This window comes from Streptomyces sp. NPDC001153 (genome assembly GCF_053598315.1).
Genome location: NZ_JBSFJZ010000018.1, coordinates 158,506 through 181,286, shown reverse-complemented (window position 1 = coordinate 181,286; position 22,781 = coordinate 158,506). Strand labels below are relative to the sequence as shown.

Sequence of the window (22,781 nt, the reverse complement as noted above, 5' to 3'; positions counted from 1 at the left end):
CGCCAACATCACCGCCGCGGCCAACTACGCCGCCCACCGCTACGGCTCCATCGACAACGTCAACTCCGCCTACTGAGTCACGCCCCGCACCTCCAGGCGCGGAGCTGTAGCGGGCCGTATGGGCAAGTCCCGCCGGACCCGGCACAGTTGGCCGGCCCGCAGCGTCGCCACCTGCTGTGCGACACTGGGCGAGCGTCTGCGCAGCCCCGCAAGCCGTGAGGCACAACAGCCTGGTCTTCCCGGGATACGAGGCACACGTCCCCTACTGTGACGTTCGGTTGTGTACGTCCGTGCGCGGGATGGGGTTGAGACCGTGGCGTTCGCGGAGCCGAGCGACGGCAGCGGGTCCCTGCGCTCTCACAAGTCGGTCCACCGGCCCCAGCGGCGCATGTGGGTACCGCTCCTCGCCGTGTGCGCCGGGTATTTCATGGTCATCCTGGACGTGACGGTCATCAACGTCGCCGTGCCCGTGATCGGCCGGGACCTTCGGACCTCGCTCACCGGCATCCAGTGGATCACCGACGGCTACACCCTGGTCTTCGCCGGCTTCCTGCTGACCGGCGGCGCACTGGGGGACCGGCTCGGCAACCGACGGGTCTTCTGTTGGGGCGTGGCCGTGTTCACCGTGTCCTCGGCCGGGTGCGCCCTTGCCCCCGACGCCCCCTTCCTGGTCGCCGCCCGACTGCTGGAAGGGCTCGGCGCGGCGCTGATCGTGCCCGGTTCCCTGGCCCTGCTCCAACAGGCCTACCCGGTGCCGGCGGAACGCTCGCGGGCCTTCGGGCTGTGGGGTTCGATGGCGGGCATCGCGGCGTCGGCCGGGCCGCTGCTGGGCGGCCTGCTCGTGTCCACGGTGGGGTGGCGCTGGGTCTTTCTGATCAACCTTCCCGTCGGTGTGGCCTGCCTGCTGCTGACCCTGCGGCACGTGGCGCGTTCACCCCGGTGTGCCGCCCGGGCCCTGGACTGGCCGGCGCAGTGCGCGGTCGTGGCGGCGGTGGCCCTGCTGACCGCGGCTCTCAACGAGGCCGGACGGCGTGGCTGGACGGCCCCGGTCGTCCTCGCCGGGGTGGGCCTGGCCGCCGCGGCCGCCACGGCCTTCGTGGTGCGTGAGCGGCTGGCCGCGTCACCCGTTGTGCCCCTTCGCCTGCTCCGTTCCCGGGCGATGAGCGGGGGAGTCGTCATCGGCCTGCTGTTCAACTTCGGCTTCTACGGCATGGTGTTCACCGCGAGCCTGGAGTTCCAGCACCAGCGCGGCCTGAGCGCCCTCGGTACAGGGCTGGCGCTCTTCCCGGCGGTGGCGATGACCATGTTCGCCTCCGTCCTGTCCGGGCGGTTGGCCCGCCGTACCGGTGATCGTCCCCTGGTCGTCGCCGGCATGCTGCTGGCCGCCCTGGGGCTTGCGGGCTGGGCCGCGGCGGGTGCCGATCCCGCCTACCCGCTGCTGGTGGTCCCGATGATGGCCGCCGGATTCGGCACGTCCTTCGCCCTCACCGGTTCCACCGCGACGGTGATGGGCGCCGCGCCTTCGTCGTACTCAGGTGCCGCCTCCGCGCTGTTCAACACCGCCCGCCAGATCGGCAGCGCCACCGGCGTGGCGCTCGGGGGCAGCCTGCTCGCCACCTCCACCCACTACACCACCGGGCTGCGCACCAGCATGACCCTCGGCGCGCTGGCCTACCTCACCGCAGCGGTCCTCGCATGGCTGTGCGTGCCATCGAGGCCGCGATCAAGGTAGCGCGGGGTCCCACGCGCCCCGGGCGTTGCTCCCCGCGTTGGTGAACGCCCACGGCGCGCACACGGGTCGGACAGCTCTCCTGGTGTAAGGGGACGGTGAGTTGGCGGACCGGGGCGCATCATGTCCGACGGGGACGAACGGGAACCCGCGATCGTGGGTGCCGCGCACACCGGTCCTTACTTCGCTGGGCGGCGGTCCGCGAGAGCGCCACGAGTGGTATCCGTGCCCGGAAGGTGCCCGCAGGGCGGCCATCCTGCCGTCCACCTTGGTGGCCGGTTCCACCGTGCGCAGCTCTCGCCCGATCGAAAACCTCGATCTTCCCCCGTTTGCCGCAGGGGCTCGCGCCGCCCAGTCAGGAGATCGGACACGCTTCGCGATAATTTGATCATGCACAGCTATCACTCCCCGTTTGAGCCGCCCCGCGGAGGCTGAACCCGCCGCAGACCACTTCCAGCCGCAGTGACCTCGTACCTCGCGCCGCCGCACACCCTGTCGTACTCGGCGGACTCCACGAAGGGACCCCCCGAGAGTGAAGCCTCACCCCAAGAGCGGGACGCATCCCCTGGCCATCGGCGCGGCAGCGGTCTGCGGTGCTCTGGTCCTGACCGGCTGCGGCGCGAAGCACAAGCCGTCCGGCTCCGTCAGCAGACCACCTGCCAGCCCCTCCGCCGGCACCGCCACGGCCGCCGGTATCGACTGTGGCAAGGCGGCCGGCCTGCTGGCATCCGGCTCCACCGCCCAGCAGTATGCGATGCGGTTCTGGATCAAGAACTACACCCAGGCATGCCCAGGAACCCGGATCACCTACAACGGCACCGGTTCCGGAGCAGGTCAGACCGAGTTCCTGCACGGCCGTACCGCGTTCGCCGGCTCCGACTCCGCGCTGAGCCCCGCTCAGATCGCCCAGTCCAAGAGCGTCTGCAAGAGCGGAGGGAATGCCATCGACCTGCCGATGGTCGGCGGCCCGATCGCGGTCGGCTACAACCTGCAGGGGGTCGACAAACTGGTCCTTGACGCCCCAACCCTCGCGAAGATCTTCAACTCGCAGATCACCAGCTGGGACGATCCCTCGATCGCGAAGCTCAACCCGGGCACCACCCTCCCGAAGACGCCGATCCAGGCCCTCCACCGCTCCGATGCCTCGGGCACGACCGACAACTTCACCTCCTACCTGAGCACCACCGCCTCCGGCGCCTGGCCGTACCCGCACGGCAAGCAATGGGTCGGCAAGGGCGGGCAGTCCGCCGCAGGCTCCTCGGGCCTGGCCACCAAGGTGAAACAGACAGCGGGCGGGATCGGCTACTTCGAATTGCCGTACGCCATCAACAACACCATCCCCACCGCCTCCATCGCCACGGGTGCCCCTACCCCCGTCGACCCCAACATCATCAACGCCTCGAAAGCCATCGCGGGGGCCAAGACGACCGGTGCGGCGGGCGACATCAGGCTCACCATCGACTACACGACCAAAGCGGCGGACGCCTATCCCATCGACATGGTCACGTACGAAGTCGTCTGCAACAAAGGCAACAAACCGGCAACCTGGCCCGCCACCAAGGCGTTCCTCAACTACATCGCCAGCGAAAAAGGCCAGCAGGATCTCAGTTTCCAGGGCTACGCCACACTCCCCGCCAGTGTGATCGCCCAAGTCCGCACCACGATCACAAGCATTCCTTGAGTCGAGGGGCGGCCGGACAGTACGCCGCGCCTCCGCCAGGCCACGCGCCCAGCCACTTTCTCCCGAACCGCCCGCCGTCGCGCCCTGTGTCATCCCGCACGTGGTGCGGCGGCGTGCGGCCTTGCGGCGTGCAAGGTCCTCGTGCGCGATCAGCGGAAGGGAGAGCAGCCGCCGCTGAGTGCGTAGAGGAGGTGAGGCCATGCAACCGTGCCCAACAGAGCGTCGGCTTCGGGTGTGCCTCCGTACCGGAAGCGTGGAGATGCCGACGCCGGGCTTTCGCCAGGAAGGCGTGGCCGGTGACCGGCATCGTGGCGGGCGATCAGACGCACCGAGGCCCCGACCGAGCGTCGGCGCTGAGCCAGTTGTTCGGCAAAGGGAAGAGACGGCCACATCTCATCGTCGCCGCCCGCGACCAGCAGTAGATCGGCTCGCGCCTCGTCCACAGGGATCTCCGACGAAGAGAGCCGGTCAGCAAACGTGCGCTCGCTGAGTTCGTACCAGCCACGGATGGCGACTGGCCCACCGTCCGTCTCCGCGGGAGTCCAGGAATCGTCCAGGGGGACGAAAGGCAACGCCTGCCCTCGCCAGGTCCAGGACGATCGATAAGGGCGGAGGGCTCCATCGCGCCCGGGTCCGACGTTGCACCAGATCCGGGACGTGGGCGACATCGCGACGACAACGTCCACGCGCGGATCGTGCACCGCCGTGAGCAGCGCCGCCTCGGCTCCCTTGGAGGTGCCCAGAATGCCGATGCGTCGTGCCCCGTTCGAACGGAGGAAGTCGACGGCGGTGGTGAAGGTCTCCAGGGGGATCTCGCAGATCCCCTGGGACTGACCAGGACCGCCGAACCAGCGGATCGACACGGCCGTCATGCCCTCCCGGGCAAGGATGCGTGCTCTCTCCCGTTCCACGCGCCCGCTGGATCCCGCCAGGACCAGGACACCGATGTCACTGCCCCGGGCGGGAACGGCCAGTACGCCTTCCCAGGGATCGGCCAGCTCGCGCTCGGTGACATCCACGAGGTCCCCCGTCGGTCCGCCGCCATCTGTGCGCACAGCCTAGTTGACGTGGTCATTCCTCCGCCTGCATCCGCAGCGCAGCGCACCGCCTCCCGGGCGCTGGCCTCCCGCCGCGTGCGCCCGCCCCCATCCGCATACCTCGCACGCCACAAGGTACGACCAACGCCCCATCCTCCTCAGGGACTTCGGGACGAACTGCCCTGGCGAGCCGAAGTCTGCGGCGCTAGGTCTGTCGTACATCCTTGACGAAGACGATCCCGTCGTTTCCGGCCAGGTGCGCCGGGTCGAGCGGCGCGTAGCCGAACCAGGGGGATACGCGGGGCGCGGGACGCGTGTCGCCGAGGGCGGTGGCCAGCCGAGGGGCGTCGACGACGCAGCGGTCCTGCGGGAGCGCGTACAGGAGGCCTTCGACGGTGTCCGGGGCCGGAGCGTCCACTCCCTGGTGCCGGATCGTGCCGAGCGCCGTGGCCACGAAGGCGTACCCCTCGCCGAGCTGGGCGCTCACCAGCGCACCGGCGCTCCACCACTCCACCGGCCCCTGCCACATCTGCATCGTGCTCTTCTCCCGCTGGAGATGGGAGTTGTGGGCATGGACGAGTGCCGGGCCCCGAGCGGCGACGGCAAGGAGGTTGTGGGCCATCACCACATCCCGCAACGCGCACAGCCGCGTCATACGGGCCGGTGAGGTGTCGGCCATCCAGTAGTGGTAGCGCAGCAGACCGGTCGCGGTGCGCCCGTACAGGCGCGCCCGGTCCCAGTCGTCCCGCGAGGTCGCCGCGAGCAGGTGCGGCGTCTGCGCGTCGAGCAGCGCCACCAGCTCGTCGGCCAGCAGCCGCAACTCCCCGGCCTCGGCCGACCGCCCCACGGACCGGGCCGGGTCCATCATCGCGGCTGGGTCCGTCCACCGGTCGTCGGAACCGAGCAGGCGGTCGAGCGTTTCCCCGGTGCAGGGCAGCAGGTCCGCGTCCACCCGGGCCGCGAGGTAGTCGTGGAGTGCGGTGAGGGCCTGCCGGGGGCTCGCGGCGCCGGTGATCTCCAGTGGGCCGTCGAAGCCGGCGAAGCGGACCCGCTCGGACGCGGGCCGGCCGTCGTTGTAGGCGCGCATCCAGCGCACGAGCTCGCGGTTGGCCGCGGACGCGCCCAACCCGAGGTCCGGGTGGCTGAATCCGTGCTTCATGACCTCGTCGAGATCGCCGGTGCCCGAGGTGACGTAGTCGTCCACGACCAGGCCCATCATGCAGTCGCTCTCGATCGCGATCGTCCGGTAGCCCTCCTCCTCGACGAGCCGACGGAAGACCTCGTTGCGCAGGTCGAGCAGAACGTCCTCGCCGTGGGTGGGTTCGCCCAGGGCCAGCAGCCGCGGCCGGGCCGGGAGCAGCCTCATGACGGCGGCAGCCTCGAAGGCATGGACGGTGTCCTTGATGTCAGTGGCCATGCATTCAACGGTATCGTTGAACCTTCGGTTGAAACTTTTCCGCGATACCGTCGGCTCCATGCGGCGAAACCCTCAAAACGGTGAGCGACTCCGGCCGGTCGACCTGGCGCGCGGGCACGGTCTGTCCACGCAGGCGATCAGAAACTACGAGGAGGCCGGCATCCTTCCGGCCGCCGCTCGCACACCCCACGGCTACCGCACCTACACCTCGCTGCACGCGGGGGCCCTCCGCGCGTTTCTTGCCCTGGTGCCCGGCCACGGTCACCGGACGGCGACGTCGATCATGCGAGCCGTGAACCAGGGCGCGGTCGATGAGGCGTTCCGGCTCATCGACGAGAGCCACGCCCAACTCCTCGACGACCGGCGAACCCTGCAAGCCGTGGAGAACGCCCTCCGCGACCTGGAGCCCAGTGCGGCGCCCTCGCCCGGTGTGGGGCCCGAGCCGGCCGGGGTGTCCGGGCCCGGCGGTACGTTCATCGGGCCGCTGGCGGGGAAGCTCGGCATCCGGCCCGCCACGCTGCGCAAATGGGAGCGCGCCGGACTGGTGCGACCGCGCCGCGACCCGCTGACCGGGTACCGCGTCTACGACCAGGCCGACGTACGGGACGCCCGGCTGACCCACCAGCTCAGGCGGGGCGGCTACCTGCTGGAGCAGATCGCCCCGCTGATCGTCCAGGTGCGCGCGGCCGGCGGACTGGAGCCGCTGGAGGCCGCGCTGCGCGACTGGCGCGGTCGGCTGTCCGCCCGGGGGCGGGCAATGCTGACCGGCGCCGCAGAGCTGGAGGCGTACCTCCGCGAGCGCGGATGAGATTGCGGCCGTCAGGTGCGGAGACACGCCGAGGGCAGACACATCCGGCTACGCGACCGGCGCCCCCACACGGTCCCGCAGGGCGCTGACGCCGACGGCATCAGCGAAACGTTGATGGACCTGATGGTCGGTTCCCAGCACAGCCGGGCGAGGATGTGCCGGGAACCTCGTACACCGGAGCCCGAGGCACTGCCGGCGCCGGGTTCGAAGGCCATCCGCAGTGCGGCGCGACCCGAGCGCGCCCGGTGTCGTTGCCGGTCGCTTTTGCGATGCAAGGGGCGTTGCCGACTGGGAGTCTGCCCTTGCGTCGCCGACATCATCCCCACGTCCTCGACGATGTAGGCGTAGTGAAACCCAACCGGGTGCAGCGCCTCGAGTTCCCGCCCGAACCCACGCGTTGACCGTGACGCCGGGGGAGGGGCGGGAGCCGCTTCGCGCTTGCCGCGCCGCCCTGACGGGCCGTCGGTCACGAGGCCCCGGACGCAGGGGCGGAGCAGGGCGTTCACCTGTGTCCTTTCTGTTGCGCACCTGTAGCGGCGGTGGGGAACGCGCCTTGCGCTTACGGGTGCGCAACTGCGCCAAGGCACAGCCCGGTTACTGGCTGGTCCGTTCAGGCGCGGGCGGGCCCGTTCCTTGACCACGGAGCCCCCGCGTGAACTCTGGCCGCGGCGGGACTACCGGATCCGCCGCAGGGTCCGGGACCGCTTGCCGACAGCGGCGGCGTGGTGCCGAGGCCACTCCGATTGCGAACTTCGCGCTCAGAAAGCTGCGTTGACCTCGTTGACATTCCGTGAGCTCACGCGTTTCACTCGACACTCGTGCATGGCAACGTTGTCAGGCCGCTTCCCCCAGCGGCCTGACAACGTTGCCTGCCATGACGACGTCCCCGTCCTTCGGCACGTCAGCACCTGTGCGAAGCACGAACCGCTGCGGAGGCAACCGATGGTCCGACCCCGACGTTCAGCTGCGCCACGTAACCGCAAAAGACTCCGTCAACGCCTGGCCGTGATCTGCGTCCTGGGAATCGCCGCGCTCCCGCTCCCGGCGACCGGCGACGCCTATGCCGAGAGCGCCGCGACACCGGCCTTGGCGAAGGACCCCGCGTCCCTCGTCAACCCCCTCATCGGCACCTCGGGCGAGGTGGACACCTTCCCCGGCCCCGACATGCCGGCCGGCATGGTGCAGTGGGGTCCCGACACGACGCCCGACCGCCCCTCCGGCGGCGGCTACGAGTACAACGACGACAAACTGTCCGGTTTCAGCCTCACCCATGTCTCGGGTCCCGGCTGCGGCGTCGCGGGTGACCTGCCCGTCCTGCCGGTGACCGGCACGCTGCCGGGCGACCTCGGCAACGCCTCCGTCGGCTTCAGGCACGACGACGAGCAGACCGGCATCGGGTACTACAAGGTCACCGACGCGGGCGGGGTCACGACCCAGCTGACCGACACCACCCGAGCGGGCCTGGGCACCTTCACCTTCCCCGCGGGCAAGCAGGCGAACCTGCTGTTCAAGCTCAGCGGCGGCGCCACACAGGTGGACGGCACCCGCGTCCAGGTGGTGAACAAGCAGGAGATCAGAGGCTCGATCGACAGCGGCCACTTCTGCGGCGCGAACAACCGCTACACGCTGCACTTCGACATCAAGTTCGACCGGCCGTTCACCGCCGGCGGCACCTGGGTCGGCAGCACCGTCAACCCGGGCGCGACGTCGCTGAAAGCGGGCAAGGCCCGCCAGAACCTGCAGGCCCACCCGTCAAAGCCGCTGAAGGAACGGCACTTCACCGTTCCCGCGGCTCCGTCCCCGACCGTGCACGGGAGCGCCGGCAAGCCCTCCGGCACGCCGTCCCCGGCCCCGAGTGGCAGCGCGGCGCCCCGGACGTCAGCGACCGGCAAGAGCGCCACGGGCACCTCCGCCGAGCCTCCCACGACGGGCGCGAACGGCATGTACCTGACGTTCGACACCTCCTCCGACCCAACGGTGAGAGCAAAGGTCGGCATCTCCTACGCCAGTGACGCAGGCGCGGCGGACAACCTCGCCACCGAGATCAGGAACTGGAACTTCGACGCCGTCGAGCAGGCGAACCACGACGCCTGGAACGCGGTGCTGAACAAGATCCAGATCGGCGGTGGCTCCTCGGACCAGCAGACGCAGTTCTACACCGCGCTCTACCACGCGCTGCTGCACCCGAACGTCCTCTCGGACGACAACGGCCAGTACATGGGCATGGACAACCAGATCCACAAGCTGGCCAAGGGCCAGCAGGCCCAGTACGCCAACTACTCCGGCTGGGACACCTACCGCTCCCAGACCCAGCTGATGGCGATGGTCGAGCCGAAGGTCACCAGCGACGTGGTCACCTCGATGCTCAACGGCTACGACCAGACAGGCCTGTTGCCCAAGTGGGCGTCGAACAACGGCGAGAGCTACGTCATGGTCGGTGACCCGGCCGCCGGCATCATCACCGACGCGTACGCCTTCGGCGCGCGGGGCTTCGACACGGACAAGGCGCTCGCGGCCCTGCAGCACGAGGCCACCGTCCCGAACAACGACCGTCCGGGTGAGTCGGTGCGGGACGCCAAGGGCTACCTCCCGCTGGACGAGAACGACTACGGCTGCTGCAACTTCTACGGCCCGGTCTCCACGCAGCTGGAGTACGACTCCGCCGACTACGCCCTCGCCGCCTTCGCCAAGTCACTGGGGAGGACGGACGTTTACACGAAGTTCGCCACCCGCGCCCAGGACTGGATGAACGTCTTCAACCCGCAGACCGGCTACATGCAGGCGAAGAACAAGAACGGCCAGTTCGCGGGCGGCTTCACCCCGGGTACCTCCAACGGCTTCGTGGAGGGTACGTCGGCCCAGTACACGCCGATGGTCCCCTTCAACCTGCAGCAGCTCATCCAGGCACGCGGCGGCGACAAGGCGTACTCGTCCTTCCTGGACAGTCTCCTCGACAACATCACCGACCCCGGCAACACCAATGCCAACCTGAGCAACGAGCCCAGCGTGGAGATCCCCTGGGAGTACGACTACACGGGCCAGCCCTGGAAGACCCAGGAGGCCGTCCGCGAGGCCCAGCAGAAGCTCTACTTCAACGCTCCGGTCGGCTCGTTCGGCAACGACGACCTCGGCGCGATGAGCTCCTGGTACGTCTGGTCCGAGCTGGGCATGTACCCCGAGACCCCGGGCACGGACACCCTGGCGCTCGGCAGCCCGGCGTTCCCGGTGGCCAAGGTGACCTTCGCAGGCGGCAAGACCGTGCAGATCAACGCGCCGCAGGCGGCACCCGGGGCCCCGTACGTGCAGTCCCTCGCGGTCAAGGGCAAGCAGTGGAACACCTCCTGGCTGACGTACCAGCAGTTCAAGAGCGCGGGCACGGTCGACTTCACCCTCGGCTCCCAGCCGAACAAGTCCTGGGCGTCCGACCCGTCGGCGGTGCCGCCGTCGGACACCACCGGCGGCGACCGGGTCCTGGCCGCGACCGGCCCGTCCAGCGACGGCCTGGTGCTCCAGCCGAGCGCGTCCGGTGACGCCACGCTCGACCTCACGAACCTCGGCAGCAAGGACGTCACCGTCGACTGGAAGGCGACGGCGCCCTCCGGCGTGACGCTCGACACCACGTCCGGCTCGGTGACGGTACCCGCCTCGGGCAGCGCCGAGGCGAAGGTCCATGTGACAGCGGGCGCGAGCGAAGGGACGTTCCCGATCACCTTCGCCCTGACCGATCACAGCACCGGGGCGGCGCTCAGCGGCGCGTCCCTCCGCGTGGCCGTGGCCAAGGCCGGCGAGCTGTGGCCGTACGACACCAATGAAGGCATCTACCCCGACGGCGCGAGCTTCTCGGGCGGCTTCGACAGCGGCGGCTGGGCGTTCTCGCAGAACGCGCTGTCGGCGGCCAGCGTCACGAGCGGCTCCACCGTCACGGTCGACGGCATCTCCTACATCTGGCCGACGGTGACGTCCGGTCAGCTGGACAACCTGGAAATGGCTGGGCAGACCATCCCGATGCCGGCCGGCACGTCCGGTGCGTCGCTGGGCCTGCTGGGCACGGCGGCCAACGCACCGACCGACGGCAGCGGGGTCTCGGGCACGCTGACCGTCACCTACACCGACGGCACCACCTCGCAGGCGACGGTCGGCTTCTCCGACTGGACGCTCAACGCCGGTTCGAGCAAGCCGCTCGCGGGGGACACCACGGCCGTCACGACGGGCTACCGGAACACCGGCAGCGGGGGCCGGGACGGCGTGAAGACCTACGTCTTCGCCACGAAGGTCCCGCTCGACGCGTCCAAGCAGGTGGCGTCGATCACCCTGCCGGTGACGGGCTCGACAGGCACCGACCATCTGTTCGCCTACGGCTTCGGCCAGTGACAGACGGCAGACACTGACGACGGCGGGGCCGGTTCCCGAAGCGCGAGCCCCGGGACCGGCCCCACCGGCGTACCGCACCGCTCGCCGCCCTGCCCGGCCGGCATGCGGCGAAGCAATACCCTCTTGCCGGCGCTGGTTCAGGGATGTCCCGCTGAGTGTGCGGGGTGTCGTGTGTCCTGCCGCGAGTTCGGCCTTCCACCACGCCCCCGAGTGGCAGTGTGCACGGAGATTTGGGACACGTTTTACGCGACGCACGCAACTGCGGCCCACACCCTTGCTGTCTGATCAGGAAGTCGGGGCCGGATGGGCTGAAGAACGAGAGAACGGGGCAGGTCGTGGGACGGCGCAAGGGCGGCATAGGGATCGCACTCGTCACGGGTGCGATGCTGGTGGGCGTGAGTGCCTGTGGCGGGGGTGGCAGCGACAAGGCGAGCGGGAACGACGCAAAGGCGTCGGGCAAGCCGAGTGCGAGCGCCTCTCCGTCACCGACGAAGCCCGCGGGCCCGCCGATGCTGCTGGACACGATCACCCCGCAGCAGGGCACCACGGTCGGCGTGGCAATGCCGATCTCGGTGGTCTTCACCAACCCGGTGGCGGCGAAGGCGCGGGCCACGGTCGAGAAGCACATGAAGGTGAGCGCCTCGCAGCCGGTGGTCGGCGCCTGGCACTGGATGGGCGACCAGCGCGCCGACTGGAGGCCGAAGACGTACTGGCCCTCCGGCACGAAGGTGCGGATCGACGCCGACCTGAACGGCGTCAGCAACGGCAACGGACGCTACGGCGTGCGCAACTACACGCACACCTTCACCATCGGCGACGACGTGCGCGCGGACGTCTCGGTGACCGGCCACACCATGAAGGTGACCCGGAACGGCCGGCTGGTGCGCACCCTGTCGATCAATGCGGGCAGCGCCCAGTATCCGACGTGGAACGGCACGATGGCCGTCATCGACAAGGAGGAGAAGGTTCACATGACCTCCTGCAGCGTCGGCATCAGCTGCGACAAGGGCAGCCCCAACTACTACGACCTGACGCTGCCCTGGGACATCCACCTGACCCAGACCGGCACATACGTGCACTACTCGACCGGCGACCCCAATCCGGGCAGCGGCAGCGCCCGCGGCTCGCACGGCTGCGTCCACCTGTCCCTGTCGGACGCCAAGTGGTTCTACGGCCAGGTCAAGCAGGGCGACCCCGTCACCATCACCGGCTCGCCCCGTGCCAAGGCCCCGGCCGACAACGGCTACGCGGACTTCAACCTGGGATGGGACCAGTGGCTCGCGGGCAGCGCGTCCGGGGAGGGGACGACCGCGACCCTGTGATGCGCGGCGGTGGCGTCGCCAGTCAGCACTCGACGATGCTGACCGCGAGGCGACCGTCGTACTCGTCCTTCGGGCTGGTCGGAAACCGACCGGCCCTCCGGCACGCCCCACTCGTCCCACCATTGGTCGAGGTCAGCCGGCAGGCCACTGAACTCCCGCATGAGCGCCGTCGCTTCGCGTAGCACGGCACCGACGTGTCCCGCCAGTTCGCCGACGTCGCAGACGCTGCCGCGGGTCTGTGGAATGCCCTCTCGAGGACGAGTTCGTTGCCGTCCTCCACGGCGGCTCCGGCGTGGCCTTCGACCGGCGGCAGAGCGGGATCGGCCGCTGCGGTCCGCGATTCGGGGCCGGGAACGGTCTTGAGCCTTCACGGGAAGTCCGGCCGATGGTGGCGGCGATGCGTATCTGCTCGGCGCGTCCGGGGGGGGGTAGTGGCCGAAGAGCTCGGCGGACTGGTCGAGGTCGCTGGTCCGGCCGCCATGATCGGCTTCGGTGGTGGCTTGTGCTGCTTGGGCACGGCAGTGGGGGAGCACACGGGCGAGGAGGGGTGTGGGGGCCCCGGGGGAGTTGTTGTGCCAGGTCGGAGGCAGGCGCTGTGCGGGCGCGTTCTGGTGATGTGAGCGCGGGTGGCATCGACGACAGGGGCGAACGCCGATACGTCCACGTTCGGCGGCGACCCCGGCAAAGCCGGTCGGCCCGCAGACGGCGACGATCACCGGGACGCGCGGCAGCATCACCGGATTCCGGCGCACCACCAGCCGCAGGACGAATCCGCCGCACCGGAGCACAGCACGCCGGCCACCAGCGCATGGCGCGCCAACCGCCGCAGCGAACGAGCCGCGACCAGACGGACGAGGACCAGCAGCGCATGGTGGAACGGGAGTCAGGCGGGCCAGCCGGCCTGCGAGAACCTCCACAGCCGCAACGGCCGTACGGCGAGCACCTCGACACCACAGGCACACAGCGTCGCCGTGAGCACCTCCGCCCGCACCGGCAGTTGCTCCCTGCGCCACATCAGGATCACCGCCACGCATCCCACACCGGTCAGCCCCAGCCGCCCCAGCGGCCCGACCGCGGCCGCCATGACCGTGGCGAGCGGCACCGGCCCGGCCCATGCGGTGAGCGCGACGACCAGGTCGGCCCCTGTAACGCAACGACGCGCCCGGCCGACGGAAACCGGGCTTCGGCCTGAGATCCGGCCGTAATGTGAGCCGTATGGTCCCGGGCTGCGGTCCTGGGCCGGCCTCTACACGGCCATGGCCGTCCTGCCGTCGAGCCAGTTCGACGTGATCATCCTGCTGCTCGGCCGTCGTCTGCGGTCTCCACGCCAGGACGCGAGGAGGGTCCGACCGGCCAGGACCGCTCCGCAGGGCGTGGGAAGGCAGGCCGGAACACACCTTTGTGACAGGCACGAGCAACGCTTCGGCGGCGACCAGTAACTGGGGCTGCCGTTCGGACAGAACCGGCAGCTTCGCCGACGCGGGCCACGGTATCCACCTGGAATCCTGTATCGAGGACCAGTGGGGCAACAACGGCAGTGGCTTCTATGCCCGCATCGCCGTCACGCTCGACCCCGGCAGCGGCTCCGGCCACCCGGCCGTCTTCCCCTGCGCGCAACTGTGGAAATCGGACGGCTTCGGTGGCTGGTCCTATGTGCACGACTACGGCTGCATGGGCACGTGGTACGGGCCCGGCACCAACGACGCGATCTGGATCAGCGACAACGGTCAGAACTACCACCCTGGCAGCGGCGCGTACGTGGTGCGGGTGGGCTTCTGGGCCACCGTCAACGGCCACTACGGCTATTACGGGGACGTGGAGTGGCCGGTCGCCTCGGTGTCGTGACCACGGACGGCTTGTAGCGGCGCATGGACGAGGGCTCCTGGAATTCGTCCTTGCTGGGGCCCTCGTGCGTCACGAAGACGGGGCTTTGGTACTCACTTTCGGGTGAACGCCGTCTTCTGTACGTCACCTGACCGCCGTCGCCGTCGCCGTTGCAGCGGTTGCGTTTGTGGGCGCGGCGGCGCTGCCGGACGCGGCCGCGGGCCACCACCCCGGCTACTCGCGGCACCCCGCGGTCTGCATCAGCGGTGTGCAGTACGACTCCGCGGCCGGGACGACCGCGCCGACGGTATCAGCATCGGCGCAGGCAGGTGCGGGACGACGATGGCGACACCGCGACTCCGCGCAACGACCGAGGCCGTTTCGTCGACGCCGTCTCCTCGGGCGGCGACCCCGACCATCGCGGTGGCCATTGTGGCGGACATCGCCGCTGACCCGACCGCAGGCGGCACTGTCCGTTCTCGCAGCGGAAGGCCGAGTGTCTCGTGGGGGGCGTACTGGCGACAGTGCGCGCCCCCGGAAACGCTTCCGTGCTCCGTTGTGTCCAGTCCCAGGCCGTCAACTTCAACGGCAATCAGGCCGGCGAAATCCAGCAGGAACTCCTGACCACCCCCGGTTGCCGCGTGACCGTCAAGTTGCGGGCCGGCCACAACAACGGCGGAGACTTCGACAAGGACGCCAAGTTCTGGATCCAGGTCAACGGCGAGGCTTCCACCCGCGTCACCTACAACCTCGGTGCCCTCAAAACGCTCGTCGACGACCCTTACAAGGAGAGCTACTGGCATGAGGTCACCTACGAGTTCACTGCAGAAGGCCACGACGTCCTACAGCTCCACGGCGACGTTGACAGCGCCGACTACGCCGCCATCGCCACCGAGATCCGCGCCTATGAGCGCCGGATCTGAAGCGACGCCCGCCACCAGGTAGGCGGCTGGAGGCGGCAGCCTCAGCCACGCGCACCGGTTCGGGGGCGCAGGCGGAAGTGGCCACGGCCTCGTGCCCGCCGGCGTACGAACTGCACCGGACGCTCATTCACGGCCCGGGCGAACAGGGCGCCCCAGGCGGCTGGTCCTCGGTATCCGCGTCCCGCACGCGGTCACCTGTAGCGTTCCCTCCCTGTCGACAGGGCCCGGCGGCGGGTGCGCTTCAGTCGGCCGCGGGCGGCCGGGCCCGTGGCTTGTCGGGAAGCACAGGGCTGCCGCCGCCGTGCAACGGCCGGTGCTCGCGCCAGACGCCGATGGGCGGGCGCCGGCGACGGTGGTACGCGGCACGCGGGTCGTCGGATCGATGCGCGGCACCGCGCGGGAGGGCTGGTTCGGCGGTCCGGGACGGGTGTGCCCAGGTGCTCGATGCTCTCAGGCCGCGGTCGTGGTCGGGCGGGCGGCGGCCGGCTCCCGCGCGGGGGAGCGGACATGTGCCACCGGGGACTGGTAGCCGCGGGCCGAGTGTGTCCGCCGTCTCGCTCGCGGTGCCCGGCACGCAGCGCTGAGCCCCCCGGCCACGGCCATCGTCCTGGCTGTACTTCTGCGCATCCGCCGTGACGTCTGAAAGGGGCTTCGTTCACTCTCATCTCGCGATCTTCACGACAGGCGGGACGGTGATGGTGCACAGTCGCTTGGTGGCCCGGGTGAGGGCGACGTACAGGTCGCGCTCGCCCCCGGGGCGGGCGGCGGTGATCCCGTCCGGGTCGACCACGATGGCCGCGTCGAACTCCAAGCCGCGCGCCTGTGACGCCGGCACCAGTCGGGCATGCTGCTCGATCCCCGCAGCCGCGAGCTGCTCCGCCCTGCCATCGGCGCAGATCACCCCGACCAACTCGCCCGGGTACGCGGCCTCCTGCTCTCGCAGCTCCCGCACGAGGGCGGTGACAAGCGATTCAGGCGCCGCGGCAAGGGTTCGAGGCACCTCGCCGCGCCGGATCGAGCGGACCGGTGGACGACCCGGGGCGATCCGGGCGAGCAAGTCCCCTGTGGCGGCGAGGATCTCCTGCGTGGTCCGGTAGCTGACGGTCAAGGTGCGCAGGTCGAAGCGCCGTCCGAAGTGCGGGCCGAGTGCCTCCTTCCAGTCCCGGGCCACCGTCGCCGGGCCTGCCTGGGCGAAATCTCCGACCAGTGTCATCGACCTGCCCGGGCAACGGCGCACGATCATCCGCCACTGCATGAACGTGAGCTCTTGTGCCTCGTCGACGACGACATGCCCGAAGGCGTGCTCGGGCGGGCCGTCGACCAGGCTCGCCGCCTCGTCGAGAAGCGGCACATCAGCGTCCGTCCAGGGGGCGCCGGGCGTTCGCCACAGCAGGGCACGCTGGTCGGCGGTGAACTGCCGCAGGTACGCGGCCAGCGCGTCGCCGTCCGTCAGCAGGGCGCGGACCACATCGCCGGGCGTGAGCCGGGGCCACAGGTCCTCGACGGCTTGATCGATCAAGGCATCGTCCAGGAGGTCGGCGCGCACGGCGTCGGCGTCGAACTCGTCGGCACCTGTGGCGGGCGCGTCGTCAAGACCGAGGCGGCGCAGGTCCGCTGCCGCAGCCCCGTCGAGGTCGAGGCCGGTCAGTTGCGCGACCTCGGCGTCGATCCGTTCGAGTGCCTCGGCGCCGCTGCGGGCCAGCTCACGGATGAGGGCGTCGACCAGCAGCTCCTTGAACAGCCGACGCGCCCGGTTGTGCGCGAGACCACTGGTCTGTGCCGACTCCCGCGCCTGTGCGACATCCCCGTCCCGCAGACGAATCCACTCCTGCCCGACCCGGACGTCGAAGTCGCCGCCCGGGGCCTGCCGTGAGCGGACCACAGCGGCCAGCGCGTCGGCCAGCGCGGCACTCCCTTTCAGGCGCGCCACCTCGAAGTGCTCCGCGGCGTCCGGTACGACGCCGGCCAGTTCCTCGCACGTCGCCAGGACGACGTCGTTCTCCCCGAGCGAGGGCAGGACCTGGCTGATGTAGTCGAGGAACCGCGCGTTCGGCCCCAGTACGAGCACGCCGCGCTCGGCTGCCTTCGGGAACGCGTACAGCACATACGCGGCGCGGTGCAGCGCCACCACCGTCTTTCCGGTGCCCGGACCACCCTGCACCACGGAGACCCCGCGGTGCGGCGACCGGACGATCGCGTCCTGCTCGGCCTGCAGCGTGGCAACCGCCGCACCCATCCGCCCCGTGCGCCGAGCCTGGAGCGCCGCGGTCAACGGACCGTCGCCGACCACGTCCTGTCCAGTGGGCGCGGAACCGTCAAGCAGCTCATCGCTCACCCCCACCACCGTGCGGCCCGCCAGGCGCAGATGGCGGCGCCGCCGCAGCCCCATGGGGTGAACCGGCGTCGCCTCATAGAAGGGCCGTGCGGCCTCGGCCCGCCAATCCACCAGCAAGGGCAGCTCGTCCGAGTCCCTGTGCAGCCCCAGCCGCCCGATCCGCAGGACGGTTCCGTCCGCCAGGTCGATCCGGCCGAAGACCAACCCGTCCTCGGCCCCTTCCAGCCGACGGACCTCCCTCGCCAGCCGCCCGGCCGCCACCTCCCTCTCGTACGCTTCGCCCGCGCTGTCGGAAGGCGACGCGAGCACGCGCGCCAGCTGCTCCCGCGCCCCGGCCAGCCGCTCGTCGAACAGCTCGCCTATGACGGAAACCTGAACTCGCTCAAGCTCCACCTCGCGCGCGGCACCATCGTTGATCTGGGACAAGAAAAGGCCCTCTCGGCTCAACCCGCCAATATTTCGAGGCGCCACTATGCAGACCGATTCCGGAAAAGTAAACATTGACCAAACCAGGTGGAATGTGGCCTCCGATGCACCACCGCGCCCCTCTGCGGCTCTGGCGCCGGATTCCGCTTCCTGAAGGAGCTGTTGTTCCTGTCGATCGCGGACATCGCGATGCTGTCGATGGATGTGACAGTCGACATGGTGCGTGTTGACGCGCAGGGCACCGCGGTTGGCTCCGCCTGCCCGCGGTGCGGGTCCTGGTCGCCCCGGGTTCCGGCCCGTACCGGCGCCGCAGGTGGTCGGCGTCCAAGGGTGCGCCCACCCGCAAGGGCTGCCACTCCGGCACCGTCCTGGCGGACATCGAAACCCGCGCGGCCCGAATGATCTGCTCCCAGCCTCGGAGGCATGGAGTCCGGCCGCCTGGCTCGTCGTTCTACGCCGAGGGGGCCGGGGCCGGAGCCGCGCAGGCGGTCCCGGCCGCGGACCGGTGGCATTTCCGGCACAACCTGAGTGAGGCCGCCGAGCGGAGCGTCGCCCAGACCGCCACTGTCTGCGCATCCTGACCCCGGGGCACCTCAAGCCGAACCCGAACCCGAGACCGAACGGGCCCCACAACCGCCCGCTTCATCCTGTCCGCGAGGACACCGGCTCGCCGACCGGCCCCGGACCGGAGGAGCTGTTCACCGGTCAGTGGCAGAACCGGCCCTCCGTCCTTCGACGACTTCAAGCCCTGCTTGGACGACCGTTGGCTTGGGGGCTGCACCAATGCATGGAAACTGTGGGAGGAGATCGTGCCGCTCGGCCACAAGGGCAGCTACCAGCGCGTTTACGCATACCTGAATGACAAGGGCGCCTCCTGCTCTCCTCGTCGTCCGGATCCATCTGACCGTCAACGCAGCCCTCGACGAAGGAGAGAACATCGATCAATGCCTCCGCCAGAGCACGGGTAAGCGACGGGTACACGGGCATCGGAATCTCCGACCAGCCGCCCTTCGACCGGCGGGCCGCCTCCACGCAGTGACGTCATGTCAGTGCCTGTTGCACGACCTGGAGATGCCCGCTGAGCGGCGGTGCCCAGGTGGCATGATGCAGCGATGATCTCTTCGACACCTGCCGTAGTACCTGCCGGCCGGATGAGTCAGATCGAACAACCCGCGTTCCGGCTTGCAGGGAACGTGGAACTGCGCCCGTGGCGACAAGACGATGCCCAGACTCTCGTGGATGCCAGTCTCGACCCGGACATTCAGCAGTGGAGCCGTCCAGGGCGTGACGTCTCCCTGGAGGACGCCCGAGCGAAAATCGCACGCTGGCATGAGCGCTGGGTGTCCGAGCAGGCAGCGATCTGGGCCATCGCGCGGCTCGGTGAGCAACCGATGGGTTTGATCGGTTGGGGGGACATGGATCTCAAGGGCGGGAGCGCTGAGATCCTTTACTGGATGCTGCCGGTTGGTCGTGGTGGCGGAGTCATGGTCGATGCCACTGTGCGCCTCAGCCGGTGGGCGGTGGATGACCTGGGTCTGCACCGGCTGCGCCTCACTCATTCCGTAACCAACCCGGCGTCCTGTCGGGTTGCGACGAAGGCCGGCTTCGCCCTGGAAGGCACTATGCGAAGCGCCCTACTGCATGCGGACGGGTGGCATGACGAACACCTCCACGCCCGAATACGTGGCGATGAATGGCCGCACGGGTGAGAACGGGCATCGGTTGTCGACGAGTCTCAACAGCAGTCGTCAGAGCTGGAGGGATTGTTGTGCACGGCGTCCGCCGACGTCTCACGCAGTCCGAATCGCGGCATCCCGGTTGCGTGCGCCCGTAGGCTGTCTGGATGAACGGTCATTCGCTGTCGGAATCCAGCGCCGAACCACGTACCCGCGAGGCCGCGCTGCGGGTCAGTGCTCGCGCAGTCGTCGTGGACCAGGATGGCCGCGTCCTCCTCATCCGGCATCGCGATAACGACCGAGAGTTCCATGTTCTGCCCGGCGGACGTGTAGAGCCTGGTGAAACGGCCGCAGAGGCCGCTTGCCGGGAGGTGAAGGAAGAGACCGGACTGCAGGTCGACATCGGTGAACTGCTATGGGTCCGCGAGTACCTGCCGGACCGGCACCCGGCCAACCCGTATCACCGAACCCAATTGCAGCAACTTCAGCTGTACTTCAAAGCTCAACCGGCTTCGGACGTCACGTCGCCGGCAACGGCACCAGATCGCACACAATCAGCCGTCATCTGGCATCCCCTGGGCACGGTCAGTGAACTGGTCCTGCTGCCGCTCGGGCTGACGGCATCTCTCGCCGCACTTGGCACCGAACAGCCCGCGAACGGCTCCGTCTACCTCGGGGACATGCCCTGAATGTGACGCTCAGCCGGTTCGACGGGGATTGGTGCCCTTCCGGTGATGAGCGTGGGCGCGCGGGCGATGCGGGGTGTGTCGTATCCGGCGTGCAGAGCCACGCGGATCTCGGGGTCCCCGTGTTTCCACTCGGCGACGGCGACCAGTCGCTCGACGACCTCGCGGATCTGGGCGGCGGTGATGGCGGCACCGTCGGCGCCGGGTCCCAGGCGGACCGCGTCCAGCACGGCGGTCCAGGAGGCACGGCCGACCTCCAGCGGGGCGACGACCGAGTACGGCCGGCCCGGGATCAGCGCACCACTTCCGTGAGCGCCTCCCGCGGGGCACCCTCGTGCACCAAACTCGTTGAGTGTTTTTCATTCTCAGTCTGAGCTGGCCAGATGCAGGCTGAGGACGCCTTGGGCGAGGCTCATGAGCGGGTGGTCGGTGGAATACCCACTTACCAGGAGCATCATCGCCTCGTGCGGCCGATGACTTCAACTTCGCGCGGTCTAGGGCAGTTTGGCAACGTGCGCATCGACGCAGATCACCCCTGCCAGACGTCGGCCGCGGTAGGGGCCAGTGCACTGGCCTGGGCGTAGCCCGCGCGGGCGGCAGCCGGCCGGCGCGTGTCGTCCGCCATGTTGCGGCCCATCGCGCGGCGCGCGGCATGGTCGGGGGACAGCAGGATGACGCGCGCCCCGCCGTCGGACAGTTCCGCGGCCTGCTGCGAGGCGCTCGGATGCGGCCCGACCGCCCGGGGGACCGGCACGACCGCCAGCACCCGGCGATACCCGCGTGCGAGCTGGAGGTTGGCGGTCGAACGACTGCCGCCGTCCATCCAGCGCCGGCCCGCCACGGTGACCGGCGGCCACACGACGGGCACGGCGCAGCTCGCCGCGACCGCTTCGAGCAGTGTCACTCCGGAGCGTGAGTCGAACACCTCCAGTCGTCCGGTCCGCACGTCGACCGCGGTGATGCGCAGCTCCCGCCCGGGCCAGTCGCGTACGTTGCCCAGGAGCGCGCCGACCGTGTCGAAGACATCCGACTCCGGCCCGGTCCGGGCGCGCAGCGCCGCCCGGGCGAGGCGTTCGACGGACCGCTGGGGATGGCGGGAGCCGAGCGCCGCCCAGAGGAAGCGCGCTGTCTGGCGCGCGGTCACAGGCAGACGGACCGCGTCTGCTCCGGAGAGCTGGCGCTCGTACAGATCCGCGGCCGGGACGCCGCACCGCAGCCGGGACCCGAAGACGGCACCGGCGGAGGTGCCGATCACGACCTCGGCGCTGCCGAGATCGATCCCGGCCTCGGCGAGCCCGGCGAGCGCCCCGGCCAACCAGGCCCCGCCCACCGGCCCCCCGCCGCCGAGCACAAGTGCCGTGCCGGACATGCTTCCCCCTCCCCGTGAACGACCGGGGACGCCCCGCCCGCGTAAACCAAAACGGGGATCGGTCCCCGTTTACTCGGCTGACGATAGCATCCGTACCGGGGAACGCTCCCCGGTACGGGGTGAGTAGAGGGAGACACAATGGACGACCGTCCGCCGGTGGGACGCCGCGATGCGCTGCGCAACCGGAAGCTGCTGACGGACAAAGCCCGCGAGGTCTTCGCCGAACACGGCCTGGACGCCCCGCTCGATGAAATCGCCCGGCGGGCGGGCGTGGGCAACGCCACCCTCTACCGGCACTTCCCGACCCGTGCAGCGCTCGTCGACGAGGTCTTCCGAGATGCGCTCACGGAGACCACAGCAGCGGGCGAGCGGGCACGAACCGCCGAGGACGCGTGGACGGGACTGACGCAGTACCTGCGAACAGTGTTCGCGGGCCTGGCCGCAGACCGTGGCACCAATGACCTCATGACCACGAACCTGGAAGGCGTGACTTCCCTGGAGGCGATCCACGCCCACAACCGTGAAACCATCGACGAGCTGCTCCGGCGCGGTCAGGAGCAGGGAACCATGCGCCCCGACCTCACCACCGAGGACCTGCTCTTCACCCTGGCAGCACTGGGCAGGGCTGTTCCCGCGCTCACCACGGTCGCCCCGGAGGCCTGGCACCGCCCGCTCGCCCTGCTCCTCGACGGCCTTCGCGCCAGCCCGTCCGTACATCCGCTGCCCGCACCGGCCCTCACGTCCGACCAGCTCGGCAACGTGCTGCTCAACCTAGGCCCGCACAGGCGGCGTTGAGAGGCCCCTGACTCACACGGTTGCCCTGTCTCAAACAACAAGCTGAGAAGGCCCAGTCATGGTGTGAGCCATCCGTCAGGGACGCGGGGCTTTCTGGCCGTGCACGGCCGTGTATTCGGCCGCGGACCAGGGGCCGAGGGCATTGATGAGCATTCCGAGCACCGCCAGGTCGGGTGTCTGTACGGCCGATGGCGGCGGCGATGCGCATCTGCTCGGTGTGCTTGGGGGAGTAGCGGCCGAAGAGTTCGACGGACAGGTCGAGCTCGCTGGTCCAGCCGCCCCATCGGGGGGGCATGATCAGGGTGAATCCTGTGCGGGCGATGCGACGGCCGACGAGACGGCCGACGAGAGGGCTGAGGGCCCGGTGATCGGCGTCGGTGGT

Annotated in this window: 16 protein-coding genes and 1 pseudogene; 11 read left to right on the top strand and 6 right to left on the bottom strand. The window is 69.8% G+C overall.

The window, feature by feature from the left end; genetic code table 11:
- The 3 genes and pseudogenes from ACWDEN_RS22185 to pstS form a co-directional block, all read left to right on the top strand.
- A pseudogene (locus tag ACWDEN_RS22185) lies at positions 1 to 76 on the top strand (transglycosylase SLT domain-containing protein); the annotation flags it as partial.
- A gap of 237 nt (positions 77 to 313) precedes the next feature.
- Complete coding sequence (locus tag ACWDEN_RS22180) at positions 314 to 1,732, top strand: MFS transporter (protein ID WP_450859933.1); 1,419 nt, start codon at positions 314 to 316, stop codon at positions 1,730 to 1,732.
- Positions 1,733 to 2,261: 529 nt separating this feature from the next.
- The gene (gene pstS, locus ACWDEN_RS22175; protein WP_351612973.1) at positions 2,262 to 3,410 is read left to right on the top strand and encodes a phosphate ABC transporter substrate-binding protein PstS; all 1,149 of its coding nucleotides are present in this window, start codon (positions 2,262 to 2,264) and stop codon (positions 3,408 to 3,410) included.
- A 149-nt stretch (positions 3,411 to 3,559) separates the two neighbouring features.
- On the opposite strand, the gene ACWDEN_RS22170 is transcribed toward pstS, so the two are convergent.
- Both ACWDEN_RS22170 and ACWDEN_RS22165 read right to left on the bottom strand, forming a co-directional pair.
- Positions 3,560 to 4,429 carry an acyl-CoA thioester hydrolase/BAAT C-terminal domain-containing protein gene (locus ACWDEN_RS22170; RefSeq protein ID WP_351612971.1) on the bottom strand — a complete coding sequence of 290 codons (870 nt, stop codon included), beginning with the start codon at positions 4,427 to 4,429 and terminating at the stop codon, positions 3,560 to 3,562.
- 223 nt (positions 4,430 to 4,652) lie between these two features.
- The gene (locus tag ACWDEN_RS22165) at positions 4,653 to 5,864 is read right to left on the bottom strand and encodes an erythromycin esterase family protein (RefSeq protein WP_351612968.1); all 1,212 of its coding nucleotides are present in this window, start codon (positions 5,862 to 5,864) and stop codon (positions 4,653 to 4,655) included.
- Between the two features lie 58 nt (positions 5,865 to 5,922).
- On the opposite strand from ACWDEN_RS22165, the gene ACWDEN_RS22160 reads away from it, so the two are divergent.
- From ACWDEN_RS22160 to ACWDEN_RS22150, 3 genes are all read left to right on the top strand, one after another.
- Positions 5,923 to 6,672 carry a TioE family transcriptional regulator gene (locus ACWDEN_RS22160; RefSeq protein WP_351612965.1) on the top strand — a complete coding sequence of 250 codons (750 nt, stop codon included), beginning with the start codon at positions 5,923 to 5,925 and terminating at the stop codon, positions 6,670 to 6,672.
- A gap of 1,005 nt (positions 6,673 to 7,677) precedes the next feature.
- A complete protein-coding gene (locus ACWDEN_RS22155) occupies positions 7,678 to 11,043 on the top strand; it encodes a lectin (protein WP_351612963.1) in 3,366 nt (1,121 codons plus the stop codon).
- Positions 11,044 to 11,426: 383 nt separating this feature from the next.
- Positions 11,427 to 12,365, top strand: coding sequence for a L,D-transpeptidase (locus tag ACWDEN_RS22150; RefSeq protein ID WP_351612988.1), 939 nt, complete (start codon positions 11,427 to 11,429; stop codon positions 12,363 to 12,365).
- An 883-nt stretch (positions 12,366 to 13,248) separates the two neighbouring features.
- Here the strand turns inward: ACWDEN_RS22150 and ACWDEN_RS22145 are convergent.
- Entirely contained in the window at positions 13,249 to 13,467 is a 219-nt protein-coding gene (locus ACWDEN_RS22145; RefSeq protein WP_351612960.1) for a hypothetical protein, read from the bottom strand.
- 299 nt (positions 13,468 to 13,766) lie between these two features.
- Between ACWDEN_RS22145 and ACWDEN_RS22140 the strand changes: the two genes are divergently transcribed.
- Both ACWDEN_RS22140 and ACWDEN_RS22135 read left to right on the top strand, forming a co-directional pair.
- A complete protein-coding gene (locus ACWDEN_RS22140) occupies positions 13,767 to 14,210 on the top strand; it encodes a hypothetical protein (protein ID WP_351612958.1) in 444 nt (147 codons plus the stop codon).
- Positions 14,211 to 14,737: 527 nt separating this feature from the next.
- The gene (locus tag ACWDEN_RS22135) at positions 14,738 to 15,112 is read left to right on the top strand and encodes a hypothetical protein (RefSeq protein WP_450859932.1); all 375 of its coding nucleotides are present in this window, start codon (positions 14,738 to 14,740) and stop codon (positions 15,110 to 15,112) included.
- Between the two features lie 661 nt (positions 15,113 to 15,773).
- Here the strand turns inward: ACWDEN_RS22135 and ACWDEN_RS22130 are convergent.
- Positions 15,774 to 17,873, bottom strand: coding sequence for a HelD family protein (locus ACWDEN_RS22130; RefSeq protein ID WP_351612985.1), 2,100 nt, complete (start codon positions 17,871 to 17,873; stop codon positions 15,774 to 15,776).
- A 1,151-nt stretch (positions 17,874 to 19,024) separates the two neighbouring features.
- On the opposite strand from ACWDEN_RS22130, the gene ACWDEN_RS22125 reads away from it, so the two are divergent.
- Complete coding sequence (locus ACWDEN_RS22125) at positions 19,025 to 19,582, top strand: GNAT family N-acetyltransferase (protein WP_351612952.1); 558 nt, start codon at positions 19,025 to 19,027, stop codon at positions 19,580 to 19,582.
- A gap of 134 nt (positions 19,583 to 19,716) precedes the next feature.
- Entirely contained in the window at positions 19,717 to 20,238 is a 522-nt protein-coding gene (locus ACWDEN_RS22120; RefSeq protein WP_351612950.1) for an NUDIX domain-containing protein, read from the top strand.
- On the opposite strand, the gene ACWDEN_RS22115 is transcribed toward ACWDEN_RS22120, so the two are convergent.
- Both ACWDEN_RS22115 and ACWDEN_RS22110 read right to left on the bottom strand, forming a co-directional pair.
- Positions 20,217 to 20,465: a hypothetical protein gene (locus tag ACWDEN_RS22115; RefSeq protein WP_450859931.1), complete on the bottom strand. Its 249-nt coding sequence runs from the start codon at positions 20,463 to 20,465 to the stop codon at positions 20,217 to 20,219. The genes ACWDEN_RS22120 and ACWDEN_RS22115 overlap by 22 nt on opposite strands.
- 299 nt (positions 20,466 to 20,764) lie before the next feature.
- Entirely contained in the window at positions 20,765 to 21,604 is an 840-nt protein-coding gene (locus ACWDEN_RS22110; protein WP_351612946.1) for a patatin-like phospholipase family protein, read from the bottom strand.
- A 138-nt stretch (positions 21,605 to 21,742) separates the two neighbouring features.
- Here ACWDEN_RS22110 and ACWDEN_RS22105 point away from each other — a divergent pair, with 138 nt between their 5' ends.
- A complete protein-coding gene (locus ACWDEN_RS22105) occupies positions 21,743 to 22,399 on the top strand; it encodes a TetR/AcrR family transcriptional regulator (protein ID WP_351612943.1) in 657 nt (218 codons plus the stop codon).
- Positions 22,400 to 22,781 lie beyond the last annotated feature (382 nt).

Bases quoted from the DNA above. Each gene is read 5' to 3' on its own strand.
- ACWDEN_RS22165 (WP_351612968.1), bottom strand. From the start codon at position 5,864: ATGGCCACTGACATCAAGGACACCGTCCATGCCTTCGAGGCTGCCGCC.
- ACWDEN_RS22105 (WP_351612943.1), top strand. From the start codon at position 21,743: ATGGACGACCGTCCGCCGGTGGGACGCCGCGATGCGCTGCGCAACCGG.
- ACWDEN_RS22120 (WP_351612950.1), top strand. From the start codon at position 19,717: ATGAACGGTCATTCGCTGTCGGAATCCAGCGCCGAACCACGTACCCGC.
- ACWDEN_RS22110 (WP_351612946.1), bottom strand. From the start codon at position 21,604: ATGTCCGGCACGGCACTTGTGCTCGGCGGCGGGGGGCCGGTGGGCGGG.
- ACWDEN_RS22160 (WP_351612965.1), top strand. From the start codon at position 5,923: ATGCGGCGAAACCCTCAAAACGGTGAGCGACTCCGGCCGGTCGACCTG.
- ACWDEN_RS22150 (WP_351612988.1), top strand. From the start codon at position 11,427: ATGCTGGTGGGCGTGAGTGCCTGTGGCGGGGGTGGCAGCGACAAGGCG.
- ACWDEN_RS22125 (WP_351612952.1), top strand. From the start codon at position 19,025: ATGAGTCAGATCGAACAACCCGCGTTCCGGCTTGCAGGGAACGTGGAA.